Genomic DNA, 24,889 nt, shown 5'->3' with positions numbered 1-24,889 from the left:
CAACTACTCGCATTCCGATTGCACCAATAGAGAACTATGATTCAACGTCGAATTTTCTGGGTTTATTTTGTTGTCATAACAACCTTAACCGGTTGTGCCCTGCCGACTCCGTCAGAACAAGTCAGTAGCACCCAAGTAAACCAAAGTTTGGTCAACTCTCATCAGCAAAAGCTCGAACAGTTACAACAATGGTCATTAAGCGGTCGCATGGCTATTGTTCAAAAAAAACAAAAACAAAGAGACAGTTTTTATATTAACTGGCATTACTTACCGAACCAGCAAATTATTCGTTTTTCTCACCCATTAAAAGGCCAGTTGGCAAAACTAACCATTGATGACAGCGGTGCGTTGCTGGTTGACTCTGATGATCAAGAACGCTGGGCTCCCACTGCAGATGCGCTAATGTATCGTTTATTGGGTGCCGCTATTCCGTTTCAGCAGTTACACCACTGGGTTTTGGGCCGAAAAACCCCAACACTTGAATCTCCCCGTTACCATAAGGATGGAACGCTGGCTCAGGCAAAGGTCGTTAATCGGGGGCAAAACTGGCAACTCAACTGGTTTTTCAGTCAGAACAGCACTCAGCCAATACCTCTGCCGGAACAAATCCATGTAGAAAACCCAGTTCTTCAAATAAAGGTGCAAGTGAACCAATGGCAGTTAACACACTAACGCTTCCTGCTCCGGCAAAACTGAATCTATTTTTGCATATTGTCGGTCGGCGCCCCGATGGCTACCACAATTTACAAACCGTTTTCCAATTTCTGGATTACGCCGACACTCTCAAATTTCACAGTAATAATGAAAGTAAATTCAATTTGGTTGACCAGAGCAGCCATATCCCTAACCAGGAAAACCTGGTATGGAAGGCGTTAATAAAGCTTCATAACGCCTATCACAGCAAGGGCATTACACAGCTGCCGGGCTGCACTATTGAGTTAATTAAAAAGCTTCCTCAGGGGGCCGGGCTTGGCGGTGGCTCATCCGATGCCGCTACCACTTTAGTGGGACTTAATCGTTTTTGGGGCAGTCGTCTTACTCTGTCCGAACTGCAGTCCCTGGGAACAGAACTGGGAGCCGACGTCCCCGTATTTATTCATGGACATGCCTGTTTCGCTGAGGGTATTGGCAATATTTTTACTGACATATCGCCACCAAACCGGTGGTATTTAATCGTCAAACCTGACGTTTCAATCAGCACCGCAGCATTATTCTCTCACCCTCAATTACAGCGAGACTGCGCACCGATAACCGCTGATAACTGGCAAAATAAACCCACCACAAATGTATTTGAGCCCGTAGCCTGCGATTTGCATCCCGAAGTTGCTATGTTACGCCGTGCGTTGTTAGAATATGCTCCGACTCGGCTCACTGGCAGTGGAGCGTGTCTTTTTTCAGCATTTGAAACAAGGCAAGCCGCAAAGGAAGCGCAGCAGCATATCTCTGAGGGGGTACGCTCATTTATTGCTCACGGCCAGAACCGTTCACCTCTTATCCAGACATTAACCCAATAGAAGTCGAGGTATGTTGTGCCTGACATGAAACTTTTCGCCGGCAACGCTACTCCTGAGCTAGCCCAGAAAATCGCCGATCGCCTTTATATCAAACTTGGTGAAGCTGCTGTAGGCCGCTTCAGTGACGGTGAGATTAGCGTCGCTATTAACGAAAACGTCCGCGGTTCCGACGTCTTTATTTTACAATCTACTTGCGCCCCAACCAATGACAACCTAATGGAACTCATTGTTATGGTGGATGCATTACGCCGTGCATCAGCTGGCCGCATTACCGCCGTTATTCCTTACTTTGGATACGCCCGCCAGGATCGCCGGGTTCGTTCGGCTCGTGTTCCTATTACTGCAAAAGTGGTTGCAGACTTTTTATCAAGTGTTGGTGTTGATCGCGTACTTACCGTCGATTTACACGCTGAGCAAATTCAGGGCTTCTTCGATGTTCCTGTTGATAACGTTTTTGGAACCCCCGTTTTACTTGAACACATGCGCCAGCAAAACTTCGATAACCCGGTTGTCGTTTCTCCTGATATCGGCGGCGTTGTGCGCGCTCGTGCTTTTGCCAAACTTATGGATGAAACCGACTTAGCTATCATCGACAAACGTCGCCCATCTGCGAACGTATCGCAAGTTATGCATATTATTGGTGATGTTAAAGACCGTGACTGCATCATTGTTGATGACATGATTGATACCGGCGGAACACTTTGTAAAGCGGCTGAGGCGCTGAAATCTCACGGTGCAAAACGCGTGTTTGCTTACGCAACCCACCCGGTCTTTTCCGGCAATGCCGTGGAGAACATCAAAAACTCTGAGATTGATAAAGTGATTGTTACCGATAGCGTACCATTGAGCGACGCCATGAAAGCAACGGGTAAAGTCAGTCAACTCACCCTATCCGGGATGTTGTCTGAAGCACTGCGCCGCGTCAGTAATGAAGAATCTATTTCTGCAATGTTCGAGTACTGATTGTTGTAATTAATACCACTGAGTGCTAGTATTGCGCGCCCTTAGAAACCGGCCTCGTTGTCGGTTTCTAAGTTTCTGGGTCAGTTCTTGGTCGCGAGATCTGACAAATAAAAACTTTAAACATTGAGAGGCCAAATCATGGCTGAATTAGATTTTAATATCCAAGCCACTGTCCGCACAGACAAAGGGAAAGGTGCGAGCCGCCGCCTGCGTCATGAGGACAAAGTACCAGCGATTTTATACGGTGGTCAGGGCGAACCAATTGCCCTAGCGTTAGATCACAACAAAGTGAATAACATGGCCGACTACGAAGCCTTTTATTCACACATTTTGACGCTAGAGTTTGATGGTGAAAAACATCAGGCCATCCTTAAAGACATGCAGCGTCACCCGTATAAGCTTAAATTGACTCACCTGGATTTCCAGCGCGTTGAGAAAGGCCACAAACTGCACACTAACTTACCTTTGCACTTCTTAAACGAAACCACTGCAAAAGGTGTTAAAGAGGAAGCAGGTGTAATTGTTCACCACGTAAACGAAGTGGAAATCACGGTATTGCCTAAAGATTTACCAGAATACCTGGAAGTTGATATTGCTGAACTTAGCGTCGGTGACACCATCCACCTAACTGACTTAAATCTGCCTAAAGGCGTTGAGTTAGTTGAGTTATCTAAAGGTGAAGACCACGACCAGGCGGTTGTATCTATTATTGCTCCTCGTGTCGAGAAAGAAGAGACCGAAGACACAGTAGCACCTGGCGACGTTCCTGCTGATAACAGCAAAGACGCTGACGAAGAATAAGTCAGTCTCCTTATGGAAACTGAAGTAAAACTGCTTGTGGGCCTGGGAAATCCAGGCCCCGAGTATCATAAAACTCGCCACAACGCTGGTTTCTGGTTAGTCGAAGACTTCTGCAGGCGCCACGCAATGACACTTTCTCCGGATACAAAAAGCAAAGCCCTGATTGGACGTTGGCAACAAGGCCCTCACGATCTTCGCATTGTGTTACCACAAAATTTTATGAATCGCAGTGGCTTTTCTGTCGCCGCTCTGGCTAACTTCTATAAGATACCGGCCAGTGAGATTTTAGTGGCTTACGATGAACTCGATTTACCACCCGGCGTTGCTAAATTTAAAAAAGGTGGAGGTGCCGGCGGGCACAACGGAATTAAAGATATTATTGCCCAAACAGGGAGTCAGGACTTTATGCGGCTGCGTATTGGTATTGGCCATCCGGGCGATAAAACAAAGGTAACCGGTTTTGTACTAGGCAAAGCCTCAGCAAATGAACAGCGGCTTATTGATGATTGCATCGATGAAGCCAGCCGCAGTATCGACACATTAATGGTGGACGGCTGGGGGCCTGCATTACAGCGACTCCACAGCTACCGCCCTGAACAGAAAGGCTAAACTCTCATGGGATTTCGATGTGGTATTGTTGGTTTACCAAACGTAGGTAAATCCACACTTTTCAACGCACTGACAAAAGCAGGCATTGAAGCGGCAAACTTTCCATTTTGTACCATCGAACCAAATACCGGCGTTGTACCCGTGCCTGACCCACGTCTGGATAAGTTAGCGACTATTGTCAATCCCCAGCGAGTTATTCCGACAACCATGGAATTTGTCGATATCGCTGGATTAGTAAAAGGGGCTTCAAAAGGCGAAGGTTTAGGTAATCAGTTTTTAGCAAACATTCGCGAAACTGACGCTATTGGTCATGTGGTACGTTGTTTTGAAGATGACAACATTGTGCATGTTAGCGGTGGCATTGACCCCACCGACGATATCGATACCATCAACACTGAGTTGGCCTTAGCTGACTTAGACTCAGTTGATAAATCGCTATATCGCCTGGCTAAAAAAGCCAAAGGCGGAGACGCACAGGCCAAAGCTGAAATCGCCGTACTGGAAAAACTAAAGCCCGCACTGGATGAAGGGCAAATGGCTCGCTCCGTTGAGCTCAGTAAAGATGAGCGTGCAACGATACGCTCATACAACTTACTGACTTTAAAGCCGACCATGTACATTGCTAATGTGAACGAGGACGGCTTTGAAAATAACTCGCACCTGGATAAAGTGCGTGAAATTGCCGCAACCGAAAACGCGGTTGTTGTTCCTGTCTGTGCCGCTATTGAATCAGAAATTGCCGAACTGGACGAAACCGATAAAGAAGAATTTTTGAGCGAGCTGGGTCAGGACGAGCCAGGTTTGAACCGCGTTATTCGTGGTGGCTATGAGCTATTAAACCTGCACACTTACTTCACTGCTGGTGTAAAAGAAGTTCGCGCCTGGACTGTTAAAGTGGGGTCAACCGCACCACAAGCCGCCGGACGTATTCATACCGACTTTGAAAAAGGTTTTATTCGGGCGGAAATCGTTGGCTACGATGACTACATTGCTAATAATGGCGAGCAAGGTGCGAAAGATGCCGGGAAATGGCGTTTAGAAGGGAAAGAGTACATTGTAAAAGACGGCGATGTCATTCACTTTCGTTTTAACGTTTAACTACCGACGGGTGGCTCGGCACCAGCGAGCCACCCTTCTGCGGCTCAAATTATTAGTCTTCAACAATATCGCTATGCATTGGCGCCAACAATGCCAACAGCTGATTTTGCGCTGAAACCGGGATATCCTGCTTTTCCATGGCCGCAATTAAATGCTCAACCAAGGCATTAAAGTCGGCATTATCAATCCCCATATTGCGATGGGCTGTTTTCATATCTTCACCGCTGTAATCACAAGGACCGCCACTTAAATCGCACACCTGTTCACTGATCAGTTTATGCACCCGCATAATATCCACACCGTCAAAATGATGAGCAATACGGGCGTCGCCACCAACTCGATACAGCATTTCTTCGACTATGGTTTTAATCCCCTGCTTCTCACCAAGTTTTACATATAAATTCTGTGCAAACGTCAGCGGTGTAATCAACAGTAGCGCCAATAACAAACCTATTTTCATAACCTCTCCTTAAAAAGCTGCCTGAACTGACAAATACCAACCTGTCTGATCATCTAACCCGGCAATGGAGCCTAAGTCTGTATAAGCCCCCACAACCGATACATGTTTACTCGGGAAATAAGCGACAAAGAGGTCTTTCCAGTCCTGCTCTTTGGCAAAGCTTAAATTATCGGGTTTCTGTCGATACTCAATACCGACAGCCCAGTAACGATTAATAAAAGTTGCTACCGAAGCTTCCGCTAACCAGTCGCGACTGTCTTCTTTATCACCACCAAAGCCGAGTAAACCAAGTTGGTTCGCTTTACTGGAACGTAAGGTTAAATTGGCGACCCAGGTTCGATGAAAAGGCCCGTCTAACCACGCTTTTGCTGCGCTGACATACCAGTCGACGCTGCTGTCATCTTGCGAGCCAACGGCGGAAGGTAATGCGTAATCTTTATTCTTTTTGTGTTGTGCGCCGATACTGATTTGCGGTAAGTCACCGTATATTAGGTCACCCGCTAAGCGCACTTTTGCACCAACAATATCTTGACTCAATTCACCACCAATAGTGGATAGATCAAAGGTCTGCTCTGCGTACGACAACTCTATTCGGTTATTCCAACTAAAGCTGGCGCCCTGCACACTTAAACGAAAATCATCGACAGTAACTTCGCTCAGGCTAACCGTAACGCCCAACTGATCCTCGCCGGAATAGCTGCTTAATGTTGCCCAGGGAACGATTCCACCACCTCCGGAACCCTCAAGCATACTGGCTCCTCCGGTTGCTAATAAACGGGCTCCCTGGTCTGCAAACGTTAATGGTGTAAAAAATAAAGCGCAGACCAGCAAAGTGCTATTTCCGAATAATAAAGGCTTTCTCATAATTCGCTCTCATCCATTCACATCATGGTCATTTAAGTAATCGATAAAATCTGAGACAGGTAACGGCTTGCTAAAGAAATACCCTTGCAACTCGTCGCATTTTAAGGTTTTTAACAGTTTCCAGCTTGCCTCATCTTCTACCCCCTCAGCAACAACGTGAAGATCCAACTCATGAGCTAATTGTATGGTTGAGCGAACAATGGACTTATCCATGGAGTCTTCGCTTAAGTGTTGTACAAACGCTCTGTCGATTTTTAACTCTTTTACCGGAAGACGCCTCAACTGCGCAAGTGACGAATGACCTGTACCATAATCATCGATGGATATAGAAAAACCAAAGCGTTGCAATGTTTCCAGCCTTGCGGTCGCCTTTTCAGGATCTTTCATCACGGCACTTTCAGTCACTTCCAGAACCAGAAGCCTGGGCAACTCGGGAAAATCTTTTATCAGGGTTTCAAACAGCAAAGGCAGCGCATCGCTCAATAAATCAACCGCCGACAAATTAATACTTAACTTCAACGCCCGACCTTGTTGATGCCACTGATAAAGCAACCGGAAGGCCTGTCTGCAAACCCATTCGGTAAGTTCAGTAATAGCACCCGACTGCTCAGCTAATGGAATAAACTCATCTGGCCCGACAAAACCCAGTTTTTCGCTCTGCCAGCGCAGTAAAGCTTCAGCACCAACAACCAACCCGGTCTGGCAATTCATTTTAGGCTGTAATACCAGTTTCAACTCCTCATCTTCTACCGCATTTTTAAGCGACTCGATAATTTGCAGCCGGCGCATATGTTGTTCATCTAATCCTTTCTCATACTCCACATAAAAGCTTTGCTGACGTTTGGCTTGCTGAACCCTGACCTGCGCACGGCGAATCAACAAATCAACATCACTTCCCTGTTCGGGGAAATTAACAACGCCCACATTGAACGCCAGTTTATAGTCGCTATCACCCACTTTAAAAGGAGGTGTCAGAGAAGCTTTTAGTTTTTCAATTTTATCATCAAGGTTAATTTTTAATTTTTCATTAGAATATAAAATAGCAAATTCGTCACCACCCACCCGGGCTAATGATGCTGAGCTACTGCAACATTGCTGCAGCCGGGTTGATAACTGGCGCAAAATATCGTCGCCAATTTCCTGCCCTACACTGTCATTAAGCACCCTAAACTGATGAATATTTAACAATAGAAGAGCTCCCGCCTCACTCGCGTCATTGAGTAAGTGTTGCAATTGCTCGCGGAAAAACCGACGGTTAGGTAGATCGGTCAACTGATCGTGGGACGCCTGATAAGAAATTCGCTTTTCACGCTCGGAAATAGCCTTTCGCATACTGCCAAAGGCATTCGCCAAATTGCCAAACTCATCGTCGTTTAATGACAACTCAGATTTACTGTAATCGCCTTGTTGCAGTTTCCGGGCCGCTCCCGAAAGCTGCTGCAAAGGCCGTGAAACGCCACGTCCAATAATTGCGGCCAGCAACACAGCAACAATTAAAGCTGCCACCGCAATTATAATGATTTGCCAACGCAGACGGGTAAACTCAGCCGTAGCTGCATCTAGCGAGGTCGTTAACACAACATGGACAGCATCATTAGAGCCCGCATCAAGTATGATCTCATTCCCGGCCAGGTCGTATTTCGACAGCCAATTATCAAGCGCTTTAACGTCATTTTTTAGCACTTCTGACAACGATGATACCTGCTCATGTTGCAAACTTGAGGCAACCACTTGTTTAGAATTTTCCAGCCACAGACTGATATCGGCATTAGCCAAACTTTTTAATTCCTGGGCTAACCCTGAGTCAACTTCAAAGCCTAAAGTCGCCCAGGCAATGAGATTAGGCGCGTTGACAGGCACGGTAACCAATTGAAAAAGCTTACCTTCAACAACCGCCAGTTCGCGATTTAATCCCGCAGTCCTGGGGTTAATACGCAGTTGTTCGAAGGCATGAGAAGATGCTATCTCAGTGCCATCCGGCGTCTGCAAAACCATAAGCTCAGCTTCAATTCGCTCACCATGATTTACCAGTGCCGAAATAATCGTTTCTCTGTCTTTGGAAGATACCGCACGTTTAAATCCAAAATCATCCGTCAGTACTTCGGCTGCCTGCAACAATTGAACACTGCGACTGTCAAGCAGTTCTCTAAAAACGCGCTCGCTCACTCCCAGCTCTCGTTCAATAGCTCGCGCCAACTGATTTTCTGTTGCAACCCACACTGCGGCTAAAGCGACCAATAAGGCGCCAGCGACTAATCCGGCAAGAATGACGGTTAAACGGGTTCTAAACTTGGTGATCATTGATTCCCTTTACGGTTAAATCGTTGTTCTAAACGTGAAGGTTCTTTTTCTTATTGCTCTGGAGGTGAAACCTGAACTTGCCCGGTCAGTTTCCCTGCCTTTTTTGTTAACACCACATTCTCAGCTTGTGACAGTTTATCGCCCATCCAGTGATGCCAGACCGTTATTGCTTCCAACTTTTCACCTTCAGTCAGATTAAGTTCAGTGAGTCCCTGTTCGTTCGTCACAGCAATGTCATAATTGTCGCTCACCAATATATAAGCAACCATTTGGTCGTGAATATTGCAGCCTAAAGTGACTATGCCTTCGTTTTCAAAATTAACGCTGGGCTGTTCTTTATCAGAATACAGTTTTAATTCAAAAGTTTTGGCTTCAGAAAATGAGTAAACATTGTGACGGATATTATCACTATTAGGAAAAACGACGTCGGTTCCGAGAGCAATAGCACTCACTATTGGAGTAAATTGTTTGTCAACCTGATCAACAATTGCCTCTTTATTACCTTCTGTTGGAAACATCTTCTTATCAATTAATAACGCAGCGTTTTTTAATGGCTTGCCATTTGCAGCCAAAATCTCAACCGTTATGGTTTCTGCAATCACATTCGAAACACTTAAAAAAAACAAGAAAGCGGCGACAAAATAGTGTTTCACAGGTTGCTCCTTAAAATTTATTACGGCGTATTCAAGTCTTGTCTAACCGTAACCGAAAAAATGAAACTACGCTATGATTGACGTACTTATTAATGATCCACAATGAGTCATTATAGGTAGTCTACACAGAGAGGCTTTCAGTCTTAAAGCTTAATACCAGGAGGGATACTAATGAGTAACGATTATCGCACTGAGAAAGACAGCATGGGCGAAATCAAAGTCCCTGAAAAGGCGCTGTATGCAGCGCAAACACAACGCGCCGTTGATAATTTTTCAATCAGTGGGCTAACACTCCCGACTCAAATGATACAAGCTATTGCAATGGTTAAGGCCAGCGCCGCAAATGCAAATGCCAATATCGGCCAGTTAAAAACGGAGCAAGCTGATGCCATCATAAAGGCCGCTAAAGAAATCATTCATGGGCAGCACTTAGAACACTTCCCTGTCGATGTCTTTCAAACCGGTTCCGGCACCAGTTCTAATATGAATATGAATGAGGTCATTGCCAATTTAGCTAAACAGCAAGGTGTTGAAATTCCCCCCAATGACCATGTCAACCAGAGCCAGTCAAGCAACGATGTTATTCCTACAGCCATTCAAATTTCAAGTGTACTGTCGGTAGAGAAGCAGTTACAACCCGCACTGAAAAAGCTTATTGATACCATTCATAGCAAAGCCATTGAATTACGGGACGTGGTAAAAACCGGCAGAACGCATTTGATGGATGCTATGCCAATGACCATGGCACAAGAGTTAGAAGCCTGGGCCGGACAATTAGAGGTAACATCAGAGCAATTGCCGCAATTACTGGAACGCAGCCGTATTGTGCCTCAAGGTGGCACGGCAATCGGAACAGGCATTAATGCGCCCAAAGCGTTTGCCGCTAAATTTGCAGATGCGCTGAGTGAATTGAGTGGTACGGAGTTTAAGAGCTCACAAAATTCTTTCACCAGCATTGCCGGACAAGAATTAAATTTACAACTCTCGGCGCAGCTCAATACATTAGCAACCACCTTATTGAAAATAAGTAACGACTTACGCTGGATGAACAGTGGCCCGCTAGCCGGTCTGGGTGAAATCCAGCTAACTGCGCTACAGCCGGGCAGCAGCATTATGCCGGGTAAAGTGAACCCCGTAATTCCAGAGGCAGTTGCTATGGTTGCAGCGCAGGTTAACGGGAATCACACCACAATTACCACCGCCGCACAGCAGGGAAACTTTCAATTAAACGTGATGTTACCGGTAATTGGTTATAACTTGCTACAGTCCATTGAATTACTCAGTAACGGTTGTCATGCTTTGGCAACCAAAGCGATTGCTGACTTTCAGGTAAACCAAGAGCAACTGCAACAAGCGTTGTCGAAAAACCCGGTTCTGGTTACGGCACTTAACCCTGTCATTGGCTACAATAAAGCCGCTGAAATTGCTAAAAAAGCTTATCAAGACGGTCGCGCCATTATCGATGTCGCCGACGAAATGACCGATTTAGGTCGCGAACGACTGGAGCAACTGTTGGATCCGAAAAAATTAACCGAAGGTGGCGTTAATCAATAACGCTTATAAAATTTGGAGTAGAAAATGAGTCAACAACACGTCCTGATTACAGGCGCTAACCGCGGTATTGGCTATGAATTTGCGCGCCAGTATGCACAACAGGGCTATAAAGTGATAGCGGTTTGTCGTAATAATTCAAAACAACTGACTGAGTTAGATGTCGATATTATTGAGGGGATTGATGTCACCAAAACTTCAGATCTTCTGCGCCTTTCTGAGAGTATCGGCGATAAAAAAATTGATATATTAATTAATAACGCGGGCCTTCTGCACAACGACGTATTGGGCGAAATTGACGCGGGCAATATACGTGCTCAATTTGAAGTCAATGCACTAGCTCCACTCAAAGTCACCGAAGCGTTATTACCTAACCTGCATAAAGGCAGTAAAGTTGCACTGATTACCAGTCGTATGGGCTCCATAACTGACAATGGTTCTGGCAGTCGTTATGGTTACCGAATGTCAAAGGCTGCATTAAACGCAGCTGGCAAGTCGCTGGCTCTGGACTTAAAAGATCAAGGTATTGCCGTTGTCCTGCTGCACCCTGGGTTCGTGCAAACGGATATGGTCAACCATGCGGGCGACATTCCACCAGAAACAGCAGCTGAACGTTTAATGCAGCGTATTGATGACCTGAATTTGAACACCAGTGGACAGTTTTTCCACAGCAACGGAGAAGGCCTCCCCTGGTGATCTGATGCCTTTTTAGGCAAATCACTGTTTTTTTGCTCAAACACGCTCGTTAATCTCGTTTTTTCTCAAAAATAGGTTGACGGGCTGCAGAGCGATTTGCATAATACGCGCCGCACTCACAGAGAGCGGTAAGTAAAAAGGTAAGGCTACGTAGCTCAGTTGGTTAGAGCACAGCACTCATAATGCTGGGGTCGCAAGTTCGAATCTCGCCGTAGCCACCAACCTTTAACTGATTATGATGCGGACGTGGTGGAATTGGTAGACACGCTGGATTTAGGTTCCAGTGCCTCACGGCGTGAGAGTTCAAGTCTCTCCGTCCGCACCAACTCTCAGAGCCAGCTAAAATTGGGGCATAGCCAAGCGGTAAGGCAGCGGGTTTTGATCCCGCGATTCCCAGGTTCGATCCCTGGTGCCCCAGCCATTAGTTGTTTCCAAAAGTGATTGCTATCTTAGTAGGATGGGGCATAGCCAAGCGGTAAGGCAGCGGGTTTTGATCCCGCGATTCCCAGGTTCGATCCCTGGTGCCCCAGCCATACTAACTACTGTTGCGGTGGTGGCGGAATTGGTAGACGCGCTAGCTTCAGGTGCTAGTGTCCGCAAGGACGTGGGGGTTCAAGTCCCCCCCTCCGCACCATATTTACTAAAGTTTTTTGCTTAAGTAAAAGTGGAAAATAGAAAGGCCACCATAAGGTGGTTTTTTTGTGCCTGCTATTCGCCGACAGCCTGTTGTAATAGCCAACGTTTTACCCAGGGGGCACCAGCCACTTTCAACGATGCTGTTGTTGCAAGCTGCATAATTGGGTTATTGCTGCGCCAACCAAACTGTATTGCATCCATCATCCGCATCATTTTTGCATTTTCCCGCTGACGCTTGCTTTCATACTGACTTAACGCTGAGCGCTGTGAACCTTTCTGTAAAGCATCAATTAAACAACGAACATCAGCAAAACCGAGATTAACGCCCTGCCCGGCCATCGGATGAATGCTATGCGCCGAGTCACCCATTAAGACAATAGATTCAGCTTTCACATAGCTTTTAGCGTGCTTTCGTTGCAGTGGAAAACTGGCACTTTTGTCTAAACGAAAATCACCAATATGGGCAGAGAATAGTGTCTTCAAGTGTGCTTCAAGCACTTTTTTATCTCTCTCCAGCCGATTAATGTCGTCTCGTATGCCGTAGTCAATTAGACAAGCCTGTTGCTCTGTCAGCGGTAATAACGCATAAGGTCCCTGCGGACGAAACACTTCCCAGGTTTCCGGTTCTATTGGTTTTTCTAAGCTGACATTGGCTAATAAACAACGCTGATCATAGTCCCAGCCGCGATAGTTAAAGCCAGACAGCTCAGCGACTTTAGAATTGGCACCGTCACATCCCAGTAGAAGATCATAATTCAACCTATCGCCCTGACTTAAAACAGCCGTCTTTGCCTGAACGTCAAGCTTGTCTAAGCTCTCTTCTGTGAGTAAATGCACATTATTCAACGTTCTTAATTGAGCCCAGAGAGCTAATTGCAATGCGTTATTTTCAACCATGACACCCAGTTTGTTTAAGCCGGCTTCATTGGCATGAAAACTCAAACTTTGACCGCCCAGCGAAGTTACCGTTAATTGTTGATAATCAAATATTCGCTGTTGACGCAGGTAATCGCCCATACCCAACGTCAGTAACCATTCCCAGTTGCTGTTATTTACCGAAGAAATGCGTAAATCCCAATCCGGGTCTGTATTCGTATCGGCAACCGGAGGCTTAGGTTCCAGCAAAGTCACATCAACCCCTTTCTGAGCTAATGCTAAAGCGGCTGCTGCACCGACCATTCCGCCGCCATTTATCAATACGGATAGCTGTTTCATAGACTGCGCCTTCATTCCTGACATGTCTGCTAGCTCTCATAAATAACACATTTCCTTTAGAATTTCCGTTATCATAGTCAATAAAATGGTGTTCAGAGTGTTTTTATGCAGACTCGGGAAGGCTCACAAAAAGCGGTTATTATAGCTTCTGTGCTTATTTTAAGTGCCGAAGCAAGTTTTGCCGGCGTTAGCGCTCTGGTAAAGTACATCAGTCAGGATCAGCCCTTTGAACAATTGGTGTTCTTTAGAAATTTAATGGCCTTTCTTGTGCTACTCCCCTGGCTATGGCGTAAAGGGCTGGGTAACTTAAAAACTCAACGCTTAAAGCTGCATCTTGTTCGTGGCGCCGCTGGCATTGGTGCAATGTACTTGTTCTTTTATGCCATTGCGACGATTCCACTGGCACAGGCAACATTGGTTCTATTATTATCGCCTTTTTTAATTCCGGTCATTGGCTGGCTTTGGTTAAAAGATTATGTCGCAAGACAAACCTGGCTGGCTATCGCACTGGGTTTCATGGGTGTCTTCATATTTCTTGATCCCATGAACAGCGAACTTTCTCCGGTTATTGGTTTAGCTTTTTTAGCCGCTGCCTTAGCAGCATTCACCAAAACCGTCATCCGCCGTATGTCTGATACCGAGTCCACCAGTAAAATTGTGTTTTACTTTTCCACTCTGGCAACCCTTGCATCTGGCATTCCATTGCTGTGGTTGTGGCAACCTATTCCAACTGAGCATTGGCTTGGCGTTATCGCTTTGGGCTTACTTGCTGTCTATGGTCAGCTGGCAATGACCAAAGCCTTTTCCATTGCTCCACCAGCGAAAGTTGGCGTATTTACCTACAGCTCGGTTCTATTTGCGGCATTGCTCGGTTACTGGCTGTTTGGTGAGGATCTCGCCTGGCATATGTTATGGGGTGCGTTAATCATTGTTGTTGCGGGCTATTTTGCCATACGTACACGGCGCAAAAGTTAATCACTGCAAACTTGGCAATCTGCCCCAATACACGATAAAATAAGCGTCTTATACGAAATTCAACAATCATCGAGTGGTCATGAGTAAGAAGTTATATATCAAAACCTGGGGCTGCCAAATGAATGAGTACGATTCCACCAAAATGGCGGAGCTGCTGCATTCAACCCACGGCTACGATGTCGCCGAAGAAGCCGAAGATGCAGACTTAATTCTGTTAAATACCTGTTCCATCCGTGAAAAGGCTCAGGAAAAGGTATTTCATCAGCTGGGACGCTGGAAAAACCTTAAAAAGAACAACCCCAATTTATTGATTGGTGTTGGCGGTTGCGTTGCTTCTCAGGAAGGTAATGAAATTCGTGCCCGGGCGCCTTTTGTCGATATTATCTTTGGCCCGCAAACACTGCACCGCTTGCCAGAAATGGTCAATCAGGTTAGTAAAACTCATACACCAATGGTTGACGTGTCTTTTCCGGAAATTGAAAAGTTTGATCGCCTTGCTGAACCAAAGGCCGACGGTGCCAGCGCTTTCGTTTCTATCATGGAAGGCTGCAGTAAATATTGTTCATTCTGCGTTGTGCCGTACACCCGCGGTGAGGAAGTTAGCCGCCCGGTTGACGATGTCATTTATGAAATTGCACAGTTGGCAGAACAAGGCGTTCGCGAAGTTAACCTATTAGGGCAAAACGTTAACGCCTACCGCGGAGAGCATTACGACGGTGAAGTCTGCCGCTTTGCTGAGTTACTCCATATGGTGGCCGCAATTGATGGTATCGACCGCATCCGTTATACCACGTCGCATCCGGTTGAATTTACCGACGACATTATCGAAGCCTATAAAACCATTCCGGAACTGGTCAGTCATTTACACTTACCGGTACAAAGTGGCTCCGACCGAATATTAACCATGATGAAGCGTGGTCACACGGCACTGGAATATAAATCAAAAATACGAGCCCTTAAAAAAGCACGTCCTGATATCGCCATGTCGTCAGACTTTATCATTGGTTTCCCCGGTGAAAGTGATTCGGATTTTGAAGCGACCATGGATCTTATCCAGGCCATTGACTTCGATATGAGCTTCAGCTTTATTTACAGTGCCCGGCCCGGAACTCCGGCAGCCGATTTACCCGATGATATCACTGAAGAAACAAAGAAGAAGCGCTTACAACTGTTACAGCAGCGATTGAACCAACAATCTCTGGCTCACGCCCGGCGTATGCTGGAAACCGAACAACGCATTCTGGTTACCGGACCGTCGAAAAAGAACCCTATGGAACTGACCGGACGCACTGAAAATAACCGGGTTGTAAACTTTGTTGGTCAACCCCACATGATTGGGCAGTTCGTTGATGTACGTATCACGGAAGTTCTCCCTAACTCTCTGCGTGGAGAGTTAATTCGGGAAGAAGCCGATATGGGACTTCGTGTTGATACTGCACCAGAAACTATTTTGCAGCGAGGTAAGTCGAGCGAGCCAGACCAGTTAGGTGTTGTTCAGATACCTCGACAAGCCAGTTAAGTAGAGAGGAAACGATTGAGTCCACAAACACAGACACTTGATTTTGAACTAGAGCCGACAGATTCACGTCGGCTTTCCAATCTCTGCGGACCTTTAGATGAAAACCTAAAGCATGTTGAACGTCGTCTGGGTGTAGAGGTTACGCATCGGGGACATCAATTTCGATTGATCGGTCACCCTGCCAGCGTGAGCGCTGTACATAAATTGCTACTCGACTTATACGTTGAAACCGCAACCGTCAAAGGCAAAGAAGGTCAGATCGAACCTGAGCAGGTACATCTAGCGATTCAGCAGGCAAAAGTTCTTGAACAAAGCGAAAACCAAGGTGACCCTGCTGCCGAAAAAATGACTCATATCAAAACCAAACGAGGTTTAATCAAACCTCGTAATCATAATCAGGCTGGTTATGTTCGGGCCATTTTAGCTCACGATGTTAATTTTGGTATTGGACCCGCAGGTACCGGTAAAACCTATCTGGCGGTAGCATGCGCAGTCGACGCTCTCGAGCGTCAGGAAGTTCGCCGTATTCTTTTAACACGTCCGGCCGTTGAAGCCGGTGAGAAATTAGGCTTCTTGCCAGGTGACTTAGCGCAAAAAGTAGACCCCTATCTACGTCCTTTATATGACGCCTTATTTGAAATGCTGGGCTTTGAAAAAGTTGAGAAACTGATTGAACGGAATGTTATAGAAGTTGCTCCACTAGCTTATATGCGTGGCCGCACGCTGAATGATGCTTTCATCATTTTAGATGAAAGCCAGAATACCACCTGTGAACAAATGAAGATGTTTCTTACCCGTATCGGCTTTAATTCCCGGGCGGTTATTACTGGTGACATCACTCAGGTTGATTTACCCCGGGGACAGCGTTCAGGACTGAGACACGCTATTGAGGTACTCAATAAAGTCCCTGATATCAGCTTCACCTTTTTTCAGGCGGGTGATGTGGTACGCCACCCGGTGGTGCAACGAATTGTTCAAGCCTACGAAGAATTTGATAAAAGCTAATGACTGATCTTATCCTCGATTATCAATTAGCGGACGGCATTGCCAATGCCCCGGACGAAGAAGCTATCCATACCTGGGTGGTAACGACCTTAGATTATCTACAACAACATAAAAAAGCGGTTGAATTGACTGTGCGAATCGTCGCAAAAGAAGAAGCTCAACAGTTAAATAGTCAGTTTCGAAACAGAGACTACGCAACCAATGTTTTATCCTTCCCGTTCAATAGTCCGGTGGAATTACCCGTCACGCTTTTAGGTGATTTGGTTATCTGTCAAACCGTCGTTGAAGATGAGGCTAAAGAACAACAAAAGTCAGCTATTGACCACTGGACGCATATGGTCATACACGGTACTCTCCACCTATTAGGTTACGATCATATTGAAGATAACGAAGCAAATAAAATGGAACAAATTGAACGTAACGTCTTAGCGCGTCTGCAAATAACAGACCCGTACCAAACGACAGACAACATGGAGCTTAATACTCAATGAGCGACGACAACCCCCACTCAGCCAACGGCTCGTCGGGAAAATCCTGGGCAGCAAAACTCTTACAAGTATTTGCCGGCGAGCCGAAAAGCAGAGAAGAACTCGTCGATTTAATTCAGGACGCCGAAGATCGCGACCTGATAGACAGCGATACCAGAGAGATGATCCAGGGCGTACTTGATGTTGCCGAACTCAAAGTCCGCGATATCATGATCCCTCGCTCTCAGATGGTCACTATAGATATCCATCAGAGTGTTGAAGAATTCTTACCTATCGTTATTGAATCTCAGCACAGCCGCTATCCTGTTGTTACCGATAACAAAGACCATGTTGAAGGCATTCTGCTCGCTAAAGATTTATTGACTCACGGCTTTAATATGACTGATCAGGTCTTTTCACTTGAAAAGGTTATGCGCCCCGCGGTCATCGTTCCTGAGAGTAAACGAGTTGATGTGTTACTCAAAGAGTTTCGCTCCAATCGTTATCATATGGCTATTGTAGTCGATGAATATGGCGGCGTTTCCGGCCTGGTAACTATTGAAGACATTTTAGAAGAAATTGTTGGTGAAATTGAAGACGAAACAGACGCTCAGGGGGATGATGAAAAAATCAGCATTCGTCGTCTTAGCCCAAGCCGCTATTCCATTAAAGCCTTAACCACCATTGAAGATTTTAATCAGTACTTTGACACTAATTTCAGTGATGAAGAGCACGATACTGTCGGCGGTTTGGTTGCTCACGGTTTTGGCCATTTACCTCAAGCGGGCGAAGAAGTCACCTTGGGTAATATGGGGTTTAAAGTTACCAACGCAGATAAAAGACGTATTCAGCAACTACAAGTAAGCTTAAACTCTGACACAGGCACCACTTCGGAGTCCGCACAGTAATGAGAAAGCCTTTAGGAAGCGCTTTTCACTCTGTTCTTTTATTACTTTGCGGCGCCCTCCTGACGCTCGCTTATTCGCCTTTTCACTGGCATTGGCTGCCCTTTGTCATATTGCCTTTAGTCGTCAAACTCATCTGGCCACTTGCCCCCAGACGCGCATTCCGCGCCGGCTTCGTGTTTGGATTGGGTTGGTTTGGGGCCGGTTTAAGCTGGATTTACGTCAGTATTGATCAATATGGCGGCGTCTCGCTTCCGATAACCCTGCTACTTCTGGTGCTTTTATTTGCTTATTTGGCGTTGTTTCCGGCCATAGCGTTTTGGTGCTGGCAAAAGCTCTCGCACCGTAAATTTGCGTGGCGCTTCAGTCTGCCCTTTTTCTGGCTTATCGCTGAACTCTTGCGGGGCTGGTTATTTACCGGATTTCCCTGGCTTAGCCTGGGGTATAGTCAAACTGATGGCATTTTCGGCGGACTCGCCTCCGTTATTGGAGAAACCGGTATTACCGTTGCCTTATGGTTTACTGCCATTGCGGTGGTGGTTGCTCTGCGAAACAAAAAACCGGCGCTATTGATAATTCCACTCGTTTTACTCACTTGTGCTGCAATATTTCCCAAAATACAGTCGACTGAGAGAAACACTGAGTCAATGTCAGTACTGCTGGTACAAGGCAATATTCAACAATCTTTAAAGTGGCAGGCAGAGCAGCAATGGCCGAACATTTTGCGTTACCTGGACTTAACTCGCCCTCAATTTGACCACGACTTAGTTATTTGGCCTGAATCGGCTATTACAGCACTTGAGCCTTATGCAAGCGACGTACTTAATACCGTCGAGAAGTCAGCAAGTATCAATAATTCGGCGTTAATAACTGGAATTATCGACTACGACAGGCTGAATGATGATTTCTATAACTCTGTTATTGTGCTGGATAATCAAGGCTATAATTATGGCAATGCGAACCGCTACCAAAAGCATCAACTGCTTCCTATTGGCGAGTTTGTTCCTTTCGAAGACTTGCTGCGACCGTTAGCTCCTTTATTCAATTTGCCCATGTCGTCATTTAGCCGGGGCAGTTATCAACAACCCAACCTCAAAGCTAATGGCAGTAATTTAGCCATGGCAATATGCTACGAAATTGCGTTTTCCGGACAAGTTCGGAGTAATACCTACGACGATACAGACTATTTAGTTACCCTTAGCAATGACACTTGGTTCGGCGACTCTCACGGCCCCTGGCAACACATGCAGATAGCTCGCATGCGCGCTATGGAAATGGGAAAGCCACTGTTAAGAGCAACGAATAATGGTGTCACAGCTGCGGTTGATGAATTCGGCCGTTATATTGCCCTGGCACCTCAGTTTAAAGCCACTGCACTGTCTGCCAATGTCTACCCCGTTAGGGGCTCAACAATATTTAATCAAATTGGGAACTGGGGTGCCATAATTCTCGCTCTGTTTGGGTTGTTACCAATATTCGCTACAAAACGTGCTAAGAAAAACCCTAAAACATAGTCATCAGCTCTTAAAATCAGTACACTATGCGCTCCAGACAAAACTAAATTTGTTGCTGTTTTTTTTCCATTTTTCTACAGGGATACTACTATGGAAAATATATTTGATGCCATTCTTTTTGCTGTGCTTATTGCCGCTGGTGGTCTTGGGTTAAGCTCCTGGCTCATGCTGTTTGCCATTGATAAATCAGAACCGGCCGAAGTTAAACAACGTTCATTTTTTGAGAGCGTTTTTTTTGGTCTGGCTGGAATAGTCATTATGTTTCTTATGTGGTACGCAATTAGCTAAACCGATATTTAAATTCAACCGGAATCAGCAGGAATTATGCAAGAACAATACAATCCGAGCAAAATCGAATCTGCCATGCAAAAACGCTGGCAGGAACAAGACGTATTTACAGCAAAAGAACAATCCGGTAAAGATAAGTTCTATTGCCTGTCTATGTTCCCCTATCCCAGTGGTAAGCTGCATATGGGGCATGTACGTAACTATACTTTAGGTGACGTCATCAGTCGTCACCAGCGTATGCTTGGAAAAAATGTTATGCAACCTATCGGCTGGGATGCTTTTGGGTTACCTGCTGAAAACGCCGCGATACAAAACAAAACCGCGCCCGCAAAATGGACTTACCAGAATATCGATTACATGCGTGATCAGCTTAAAAGCCTGGGCTTTGGCTATGACTGGACCCGTGAACTGGCAACCTGTTCTCCCGACTATTACCGCTGGGAACAATGGTTCTTCACCAAACTCTACGAAAAAGGGCTGGTTTACAAAAAGAATGCCACCGTTAACTGGGACCCGGTTGATCAAACGGTACTGGCCAACGAGCAGGTCATTGATGGTTGCGGCTGGCGTTCCGGTGCGAAAGTAGAGCAAAAAGAGATTCCGCAGTGGTTTATCAAAATAACTGATTACGCTGAAGAACTTTTAGACGACCTTGATCAGCTTGACGGTTGGCCAGAACAAGTCAAGGCAATGCAGCGCAACTGGATTGGGCGCTCTGAGGGTGTTGAAATTGATTTTAACGTTACTTCGCTTGAGCAAACCCTGCGCGTTTATACGACCCGTCCGGATACGTTGTACGGTGTAACCTACATGGGCGTTGCCGCACAACACCCTTTAGCCATTGAAGCGGCAAAGAGCAATCCTGAACTGGCTAATTTTATTGAAGACTGTAAAAACAGCAAAGTTGCAGAAGCCGATATTGCGACCATGGAAAAACTGGGGATGGATACCGGTATTAAAGCCATTCACCCCATGACGGGTGAAGAAATTCCGGTTTGGGTCGCTAATTTTGTTTTAATGGATTATGGCTCCGGTGCTGTTATGGCGGTGCCTGCGCATGATCAGCGTGACTGGGAGTTTGCCACAAAATACCAACTGGAGATTCGCCCGGTAATACAGCCCATAAGCGGCGACAGCGATATCGAAAAAGCGGCAATCACTGAAAAAGGCACCGTCATTAATTCAGATTCATACAATGGCATGAGCTCGGCTCAGGCCTTTGATGCTATCGCTGCTGAATTAAATAAAAAAGGCATTGGTGAGCGTAAAGTCAATTACCGCTTACGCGACTGGGGCGTTTCTCGTCAGCGCTACTGGGGAACCCCTATTCCTATGTTGAATCTGGAAAATGGTGAATCAGTCCCCGTACCAGAAGACCAGTTACCGGTTAGGCTGCCAGAAGATGTGGTTATGGATGGTGTTAACTCACCCATAAAATCTGACCCTGAATGGCGTAAAACCCAATACAATGGCCAGCCCGCTGAACACGAAACCGATACCTTCGACACCTTTATGGAGTCGTCGTGGTACTACGCCCGTTACTGCAGCGCGCAAACCGATGACGCCATGCTAGATCCGGAAAAAGCGAATTACTGGCTACCCGTTGATCAATATATTGGTGGTATTGAGCACGCGATTTTGCATTTATTATACGCTCGCTTTTTCCATAAACTGCTACGCGACACCGGGTTGGTTGAATCTGACGAACCTTTCAAGCGCTTATTATGTCAAGGTATGGTTCTTGCTGACAGTTACTACCGCGAAGATGAAAAAGGCGGTAAGCAGTGGGTATCACCTCTTGACGTTAACATTGAGCGGGACGAGAAAGGCGCTATTGCTGCAGCAAAACATAAGCAAGACGGTCAACCGGTTAGTATCGGCGGCATGAGCAAGATGTCAAAATCGAAAAATAACGGTATTGACCCTCAAACCATGGTCGAGCGCTATGGAGCCGATACTGTGCGTTTGTTTATGATGTTTGCCGCACCACCGGAAATGACGCTGGAATGGTCAGATTCCGGCGTTGAAGGTGCACAACGGTTTTTACGACGTTTATGGAAGTTAACTTATGACCTGACTAACGCCGGCGGCGCTTGCTCGGGTCAAAGTTTCAACACAAGTCAAAAACAATTACGCCGCGAACTGCACAAAACCATCGCTAAAGTCAGTGACGACATGGGTCGACGCCAGCATTTTAACACTGCCATAGCGGCTATTATGGAGTTACTCAATCATCTCCAAAAAGCACCTCTGGAAAGCGATGCCGACCGTCAGGTATTAGCTGAGTCTATTGATGCTATGGTGCGTATGCTTGCGCCTATCACGCCGCATATATGCGAGCAGTTATGGCAAGAACTTGGGCATCAGGAACCACTGTCTTTCGCCGACTGGCCAACGGTTGATGAAAGTGCACTGGTTGAAGAGGAAAAGCTGATTGTCGTGCAGATTAACGGTAAAGTCCGGGCTAAGTTGACGGTACCGGCCGACGCATCTGCTGAACAAGTTGAACAGCTCGCTTTTGATGAGGAGGCTGTGCAAAAGTACACTGAGGGTAAAGAGGTTCGCAAAAAAATCTATGTCCCGGGGAAAATCCTCAACATTGTTGTCGGATAATCTATGCGCGTTATCTTAAACCTTGCGCTCACTCTGCTACTGATAGCCACTCTTAACGGTTGTGGCTTTCAGCTTCGTGGCAATTACCAACTACCAGAAACACTTCAGTCTGTGTCATTGCAGAGCCAGGTGTCTAAGGAGTTAAATGAGCACATGCAGCAACGCTTTACGTATTCAGGTATTCAGGTTTCCGACACAAATCAGCCTATTACCGTTCGTCTTATCTCCGACAAGCTAGAGCGAAGAACTTTATCGTTGTTCGAAAGTGGACAGGTTGCTGAATATGAGTTGTTGTATCAGGTCAAGTATCAGTTGTTTAAAAAACAGCAACTCTTGCTTGAACGTAAAGTTGAAGTAGCCCGGGACTATCAGGATGACCCCAACTTTGTGCTGGCAAAAACACGTGAGCGTGAAATGCTTGTAGATGAAATGAGGGCGGAAGCCTCTCGACTTATTCTGCAGCAAATTATCTTCGAAATGTCGGAGTAAGTTACTTAGACCATGCAGACTATTTACCCTGAAAAGCTCGAAAATTACCTGCAGCAAAACGGGGTTCCTCCTGTCATGCTGGTATTTGGTGATGACCTTCTGCTCAGGAACGACGCTCTTTCCAGTATTCGTAAGCATATAACCAGTGACGATCTTGAACGAATACATTGGCTACAAAGTAAAGACTTTGACTGGCAGCAGCTGGCGTCGGGCGAGCAGTCTATGAGCCTGTTTGGTAATTTACGTCTACTGGAACTTGAGTTACCCGAAAATAAGCCAGGCAGAGATGGTTCAGCGGCGTTAACTGAATACGCAAAAAACCAGACAGAAAACGAAATACTGATAGTTATTGGCGACAGACTTAAGAAAGAAACACAGAATAGCCGCTGGTTTAAAGCTTTGGCCCAGCGCGGTCCGCTGGTTCGCACCCAAAGCCCCGATAAGTCTCAGTTACCTGCTTTTATTCATCAAAGAGCGCAACGTTATCAACTGACGTTAGAGGCCGGTGTTCCAGAAAAACTGTCCGATTGGTTTGAAGGAAACTTACTGGCTTTAGATCAGGAACTCAGTAAATGGCAGTTGTTAACAAATGATGGGATTATTACAGACGTTTTTTTAAAAGAATCGATTGATGATGTCAGCCGTTTTAGTGTTTTCGCACTGCAGGAAAGCATCCAACAGCAAGACTTTGAAGGAGCATTGCACCGGCTGAGTCGTTTGCTGGACGAGGAAAATGATTTTCACAGACTCATTTGGATATTACAGCGCGAAGTTCAGTTACTGACCGCCCTGCAAAAATCCCAGCAAGCACAGGCTGATACAACCGCTCTGTTTCGACAACTTATGATCTGGCCTAATCAACAACCGGGCTATCACCAGCGTGCTACTCAACTAAGCCCACAAACATTATTGGATGCTCAGCGGCTGGTTGAGAGAATAGAAGCGGCACTTAAACTGGACAGCGGAGAGTCGCCGCTTATCTTAACAACGCATTTACTCAGCTTACTTTGCTGTAGCAATGCAAACGCCGTCAGTCAGGCTCTTTCTGCGTTAAATCATGGTATTGAGCCAAACGAGCAGCTTATTCAATTATGATACGTGCAATTTTCGGTGGTACTTTTGACCCTATCCATAATGGTCATTTAGAAACAGCGGCAGCGCTGGTCCAGGAACTTACCATTTCAACCTTGTCTTTGATGCCAAGTGCGTTACCACCGCACCGTCCACAACCCATTGCCAGCGCAAAACAAAGACTTGAAATGGTCGATTTGGCTTGCCAACAAAACACCGCTTTTAATGCTGAGGACTGGGAATTAAAACAAGACAGGCGTTCTTATACCGCCAACACATTAAGTGAATTTAAAACTCGTTATCCAAACGATACGCTACTCTTTGTCATGGGCATGGATTCTTTAATGAGCCTTCATCGCTGGCATCAATGGCAGCAACTCATAGAGCATGCTCACCTGGTCGTTATGCCAAGAGCCGGAGTCTCGTTTGCTCCTCAAGACCAAGAGTTGGAAGATTTTATCTCTGGCCATTTGACCGAGGTTAAAGATAAATTAAGTCAGCGAACTTCAGGGTTACTGTATGTTGCACAAACCCCAATGATTGACGTTTCTGCCACGGAACTTCGTCAACAGTTGCAACACCGCGAATCGAATCTGCCATTACCGACCAATGTTTATGACTATATAAAAGAACATCAGCTGTATTTGTGACTGAACACTTTTCTTAATTTCTGTTAAACTTC

The 24,889-nt window shown here is 46.0% G+C and carries 24 protein-coding genes and 5 tRNA genes; 24 read left to right on the top strand and 5 right to left on the bottom strand.

The annotated features are described in order from the left end of the window. Positions 1-36 precede the first annotated feature (36 nt). The 6 genes from lolB (at position 37) to ychF (ending at position 4,985) form a co-directional block, all read left to right on the top strand. Positions 37-672 carry a lipoprotein insertase outer membrane protein LolB gene (lolB, locus tag L8G48_RS01360; protein ID WP_248262818.1) on the top strand — a complete coding sequence of 212 codons (636 nt, stop codon included), beginning with the start codon at positions 37-39 and terminating at the stop codon, positions 670-672. After that, positions 654-1,514 carry a 4-(cytidine 5'-diphospho)-2-C-methyl-D-erythritol kinase gene (ispE, locus tag L8G48_RS01355; protein WP_248262817.1) on the top strand — a complete coding sequence of 287 codons (861 nt, stop codon included), beginning with the start codon at positions 654-656 and terminating at the stop codon, positions 1,512-1,514. The genes lolB and ispE overlap by 19 nt, the downstream gene beginning before the upstream one ends. Positions 1,515-1,529: 15 nt before the next feature. Further along, positions 1,530-2,477: a ribose-phosphate pyrophosphokinase gene (locus tag L8G48_RS01350; RefSeq protein WP_248262816.1), complete on the top strand. Its 948-nt coding sequence runs from the start codon at positions 1,530-1,532 to the stop codon at positions 2,475-2,477. 138 nt (positions 2,478-2,615) lie between these two features. Continuing rightward, the gene (locus L8G48_RS01345) at positions 2,616-3,278 is read left to right on the top strand and encodes a 50S ribosomal protein L25/general stress protein Ctc (RefSeq protein ID WP_248262815.1); all 663 of its coding nucleotides are present in this window, start codon (positions 2,616-2,618) and stop codon (positions 3,276-3,278) included. Between the two features lie 12 nt (positions 3,279-3,290). Then, complete coding sequence (pth, locus tag L8G48_RS01340; protein WP_248262814.1) at positions 3,291-3,887, top strand: aminoacyl-tRNA hydrolase; 597 nt, start codon at positions 3,291-3,293, stop codon at positions 3,885-3,887. 6 nt (positions 3,888-3,893) lie between these two features. Then, positions 3,894-4,985, top strand: a complete 1,092-nt coding sequence (gene ychF / locus L8G48_RS01335) for a redox-regulated ATPase YchF (RefSeq protein WP_248262813.1) — start codon at positions 3,894-3,896, stop codon at positions 4,983-4,985. A 52-nt stretch (positions 4,986-5,037) separates the two neighbouring features. On the opposite strand, the gene L8G48_RS01330 is transcribed toward ychF, so the two are convergent. Genes L8G48_RS01330 through L8G48_RS01315 form a run of 4 tightly spaced genes read right to left on the bottom strand, consistent with a single transcriptional unit; the run spans position 5,038 to position 9,263 of the window. After that, a complete protein-coding gene (locus L8G48_RS01330; RefSeq protein WP_248262812.1) occupies positions 5,038-5,445 on the bottom strand; it encodes a group I truncated hemoglobin in 408 nt (135 codons plus the stop codon). Positions 5,446-5,454: 9 nt separating this feature from the next. After that, positions 5,455-6,309, bottom strand: coding sequence for a DUF3034 family protein (locus tag L8G48_RS01325; protein ID WP_248262811.1), 855 nt, complete (start codon positions 6,307-6,309; stop codon positions 5,455-5,457). A 9-nt stretch (positions 6,310-6,318) separates the two neighbouring features. Continuing rightward, positions 6,319-8,610 carry a bifunctional diguanylate cyclase/phosphodiesterase gene (locus L8G48_RS01320; RefSeq protein WP_248262810.1) on the bottom strand — a complete coding sequence of 764 codons (2,292 nt, stop codon included), beginning with the start codon at positions 8,608-8,610 and terminating at the stop codon, positions 6,319-6,321. Between the two features lie 50 nt (positions 8,611-8,660). After that, positions 8,661-9,263, bottom strand: coding sequence for a methylamine utilization protein (locus tag L8G48_RS01315; protein WP_248262809.1), 603 nt, complete (start codon positions 9,261-9,263; stop codon positions 8,661-8,663). 171 nt (positions 9,264-9,434) lie between these two features. On the opposite strand from L8G48_RS01315, the gene L8G48_RS01310 reads away from it, so the two are divergent. The 7 genes from L8G48_RS01310 (at position 9,435) to L8G48_RS01280 (ending at position 12,144) form a co-directional block, all read left to right on the top strand. Beyond that, positions 9,435-10,817 (top strand): class II fumarate hydratase, encoded by a 1,383-nt coding sequence (locus L8G48_RS01310; protein WP_248262808.1) that lies wholly within the window; start codon positions 9,435-9,437, stop codon positions 10,815-10,817. 24 nt (positions 10,818-10,841) lie between these two features. Further along, positions 10,842-11,510: an SDR family oxidoreductase gene (locus L8G48_RS01305; protein ID WP_248262807.1), complete on the top strand. Its 669-nt coding sequence runs from the start codon at positions 10,842-10,844 to the stop codon at positions 11,508-11,510. A 144-nt stretch (positions 11,511-11,654) separates the two neighbouring features. Continuing rightward, positions 11,655-11,731: transfer RNA gene (locus L8G48_RS01300), tRNA-Met, on the top strand. 19 nt (positions 11,732-11,750) lie between these two features. After that, positions 11,751-11,835: transfer RNA gene (locus tag L8G48_RS01295), tRNA-Leu, on the top strand. Positions 11,836-11,856: 21 nt separating this feature from the next. Then, positions 11,857-11,931 (top strand) — tRNA-Gln (locus L8G48_RS01290). Between the two features lie 37 nt (positions 11,932-11,968). Beyond that, positions 11,969-12,043, top strand: a tRNA-Gln gene (locus L8G48_RS01285). 14 nt (positions 12,044-12,057) lie between these two features. Continuing rightward, positions 12,058-12,144, top strand: a tRNA-Leu gene (locus L8G48_RS01280). 74 nt (positions 12,145-12,218) lie between these two features. Here the strand turns inward: L8G48_RS01280 and L8G48_RS01275 are convergent. Beyond that, positions 12,219-13,361, bottom strand: a complete 1,143-nt coding sequence (locus tag L8G48_RS01275) for an FAD-dependent oxidoreductase (protein ID WP_248262806.1) — start codon at positions 13,359-13,361, stop codon at positions 12,219-12,221. A 105-nt stretch (positions 13,362-13,466) separates the two neighbouring features. On the opposite strand from L8G48_RS01275, the gene L8G48_RS01270 reads away from it, so the two are divergent. From L8G48_RS01270 to nadD, 11 genes are all read left to right on the top strand, one after another. Then, positions 13,467-14,336, top strand: coding sequence for a DMT family transporter (locus tag L8G48_RS01270; RefSeq protein WP_248262805.1), 870 nt, complete (start codon positions 13,467-13,469; stop codon positions 14,334-14,336). A 79-nt stretch (positions 14,337-14,415) separates the two neighbouring features. After that, complete coding sequence (gene miaB / locus L8G48_RS01265) at positions 14,416-15,855, top strand: tRNA (N6-isopentenyl adenosine(37)-C2)-methylthiotransferase MiaB (protein ID WP_248262804.1); 1,440 nt, start codon at positions 14,416-14,418, stop codon at positions 15,853-15,855. A gap of 15 nt (positions 15,856-15,870) precedes the next feature. Further along, a complete protein-coding gene (locus tag L8G48_RS01260) occupies positions 15,871-16,860 on the top strand; it encodes a PhoH family protein (RefSeq protein ID WP_248262803.1) in 990 nt (329 codons plus the stop codon). Next, on the top strand, positions 16,860-17,351 hold the full coding sequence (gene ybeY / locus L8G48_RS01255) for an rRNA maturation RNase YbeY (RefSeq protein WP_248262802.1): 492 nt from the start codon (positions 16,860-16,862) through the stop codon (positions 17,349-17,351). The genes L8G48_RS01260 and ybeY overlap by 1 nt, the downstream gene beginning before the upstream one ends. Further along, positions 17,348-18,235: a CNNM family magnesium/cobalt transport protein CorC gene (gene corC, locus L8G48_RS01250; protein WP_248262801.1), complete on the top strand. Its 888-nt coding sequence runs from the start codon at positions 17,348-17,350 to the stop codon at positions 18,233-18,235. The genes ybeY and corC overlap by 4 nt, the downstream gene beginning before the upstream one ends. Next, positions 18,235-19,746, top strand: coding sequence for an apolipoprotein N-acyltransferase (gene lnt, locus L8G48_RS01245; protein WP_248262800.1), 1,512 nt, complete (start codon positions 18,235-18,237; stop codon positions 19,744-19,746). The genes corC and lnt overlap by 1 nt, the downstream gene beginning before the upstream one ends. A 90-nt stretch (positions 19,747-19,836) precedes the next feature. Further along, positions 19,837-20,034 (top strand): hypothetical protein, encoded by a 198-nt coding sequence (locus tag L8G48_RS01240; protein ID WP_248262799.1) that lies wholly within the window; start codon positions 19,837-19,839, stop codon positions 20,032-20,034. Positions 20,035-20,070: 36 nt separating this feature from the next. After that, the gene (gene leuS / locus L8G48_RS01235) at positions 20,071-22,647 is read left to right on the top strand and encodes a leucine--tRNA ligase (RefSeq protein WP_248262798.1); all 2,577 of its coding nucleotides are present in this window, start codon (positions 20,071-20,073) and stop codon (positions 22,645-22,647) included. A 3-nt stretch (positions 22,648-22,650) separates the two neighbouring features. Further along, on the top strand, positions 22,651-23,136 hold the full coding sequence (locus L8G48_RS01230; RefSeq protein ID WP_248262797.1) for an LPS-assembly lipoprotein LptE: 486 nt from the start codon (positions 22,651-22,653) through the stop codon (positions 23,134-23,136). Between the two features lie 12 nt (positions 23,137-23,148). Then, positions 23,149-24,231, top strand: coding sequence for a DNA polymerase III subunit delta (gene holA, locus L8G48_RS01225; RefSeq protein ID WP_248262796.1), 1,083 nt, complete (start codon positions 23,149-23,151; stop codon positions 24,229-24,231). Further along, complete coding sequence (gene nadD / locus L8G48_RS01220; RefSeq protein WP_248262795.1) at positions 24,228-24,857, top strand: nicotinate-nucleotide adenylyltransferase; 630 nt, start codon at positions 24,228-24,230, stop codon at positions 24,855-24,857. The genes holA and nadD overlap by 4 nt, the downstream gene beginning before the upstream one ends. Positions 24,858-24,889: the final 32 nt, after the last annotated feature.

The organism is Idiomarina aminovorans, from assembly GCF_023155095.1.
Taxonomy (GTDB): domain Bacteria; phylum Pseudomonadota; class Gammaproteobacteria; order Enterobacterales; family Alteromonadaceae; genus Idiomarina; species Idiomarina aminovorans.
The sequence above is the reverse complement of the archived record's forward strand: the minus strand, read 5'-3'. Positions and strand labels throughout refer to the sequence as shown.

Bases quoted from the DNA above. Each gene is read 5' to 3' on its own strand.
- L8G48_RS01275 (WP_248262806.1), bottom strand. From the start codon at position 13,361: ATGAAACAGCTATCCGTATTGATAAATGGCGGCGGAATGGTCGGTGCA.
- corC (WP_248262801.1), top strand. From the start codon at position 17,348: ATGAGCGACGACAACCCCCACTCAGCCAACGGCTCGTCGGGAAAATCC.
- L8G48_RS01230 (WP_248262797.1), top strand. From the start codon at position 22,651: ATGCGCGTTATCTTAAACCTTGCGCTCACTCTGCTACTGATAGCCACT.
- L8G48_RS01270 (WP_248262805.1), top strand. From the start codon at position 13,467: ATGCAGACTCGGGAAGGCTCACAAAAAGCGGTTATTATAGCTTCTGTG.
- pth (WP_248262814.1), top strand. From the start codon at position 3,291: ATGGAAACTGAAGTAAAACTGCTTGTGGGCCTGGGAAATCCAGGCCCC.
- ybeY (WP_248262802.1), top strand. From the start codon at position 16,860: ATGACTGATCTTATCCTCGATTATCAATTAGCGGACGGCATTGCCAAT.
- L8G48_RS01345 (WP_248262815.1), top strand. From the start codon at position 2,616: ATGGCTGAATTAGATTTTAATATCCAAGCCACTGTCCGCACAGACAAA.
- leuS (WP_248262798.1), top strand. From the start codon at position 20,071: ATGCAAGAACAATACAATCCGAGCAAAATCGAATCTGCCATGCAAAAA.
- ispE (WP_248262817.1), top strand. From the start codon at position 654: ATGGCAGTTAACACACTAACGCTTCCTGCTCCGGCAAAACTGAATCTA.
- L8G48_RS01240 (WP_248262799.1), top strand. From the start codon at position 19,837: ATGGAAAATATATTTGATGCCATTCTTTTTGCTGTGCTTATTGCCGCT.
- holA (WP_248262796.1), top strand. From the start codon at position 23,149: ATGCAGACTATTTACCCTGAAAAGCTCGAAAATTACCTGCAGCAAAAC.
- lolB (WP_248262818.1), top strand. From the start codon at position 37: ATGATTCAACGTCGAATTTTCTGGGTTTATTTTGTTGTCATAACAACC.
- L8G48_RS01330 (WP_248262812.1), bottom strand. From the start codon at position 5,445: ATGAAAATAGGTTTGTTATTGGCGCTACTGTTGATTACACCGCTGACG.
- L8G48_RS01325 (WP_248262811.1), bottom strand. From the start codon at position 6,309: ATGAGAAAGCCTTTATTATTCGGAAATAGCACTTTGCTGGTCTGCGCT.
- L8G48_RS01320 (WP_248262810.1), bottom strand. From the start codon at position 8,610: ATGATCACCAAGTTTAGAACCCGTTTAACCGTCATTCTTGCCGGATTA.
- nadD (WP_248262795.1), top strand. From the start codon at position 24,228: ATGATACGTGCAATTTTCGGTGGTACTTTTGACCCTATCCATAATGGT.
- miaB (WP_248262804.1), top strand. From the start codon at position 14,416: ATGAGTAAGAAGTTATATATCAAAACCTGGGGCTGCCAAATGAATGAG.
- ychF (WP_248262813.1), top strand. From the start codon at position 3,894: ATGGGATTTCGATGTGGTATTGTTGGTTTACCAAACGTAGGTAAATCC.
- lnt (WP_248262800.1), top strand. From the start codon at position 18,235: ATGAGAAAGCCTTTAGGAAGCGCTTTTCACTCTGTTCTTTTATTACTT.
- L8G48_RS01310 (WP_248262808.1), top strand. From the start codon at position 9,435: ATGAGTAACGATTATCGCACTGAGAAAGACAGCATGGGCGAAATCAAA.
- L8G48_RS01305 (WP_248262807.1), top strand. From the start codon at position 10,842: ATGAGTCAACAACACGTCCTGATTACAGGCGCTAACCGCGGTATTGGC.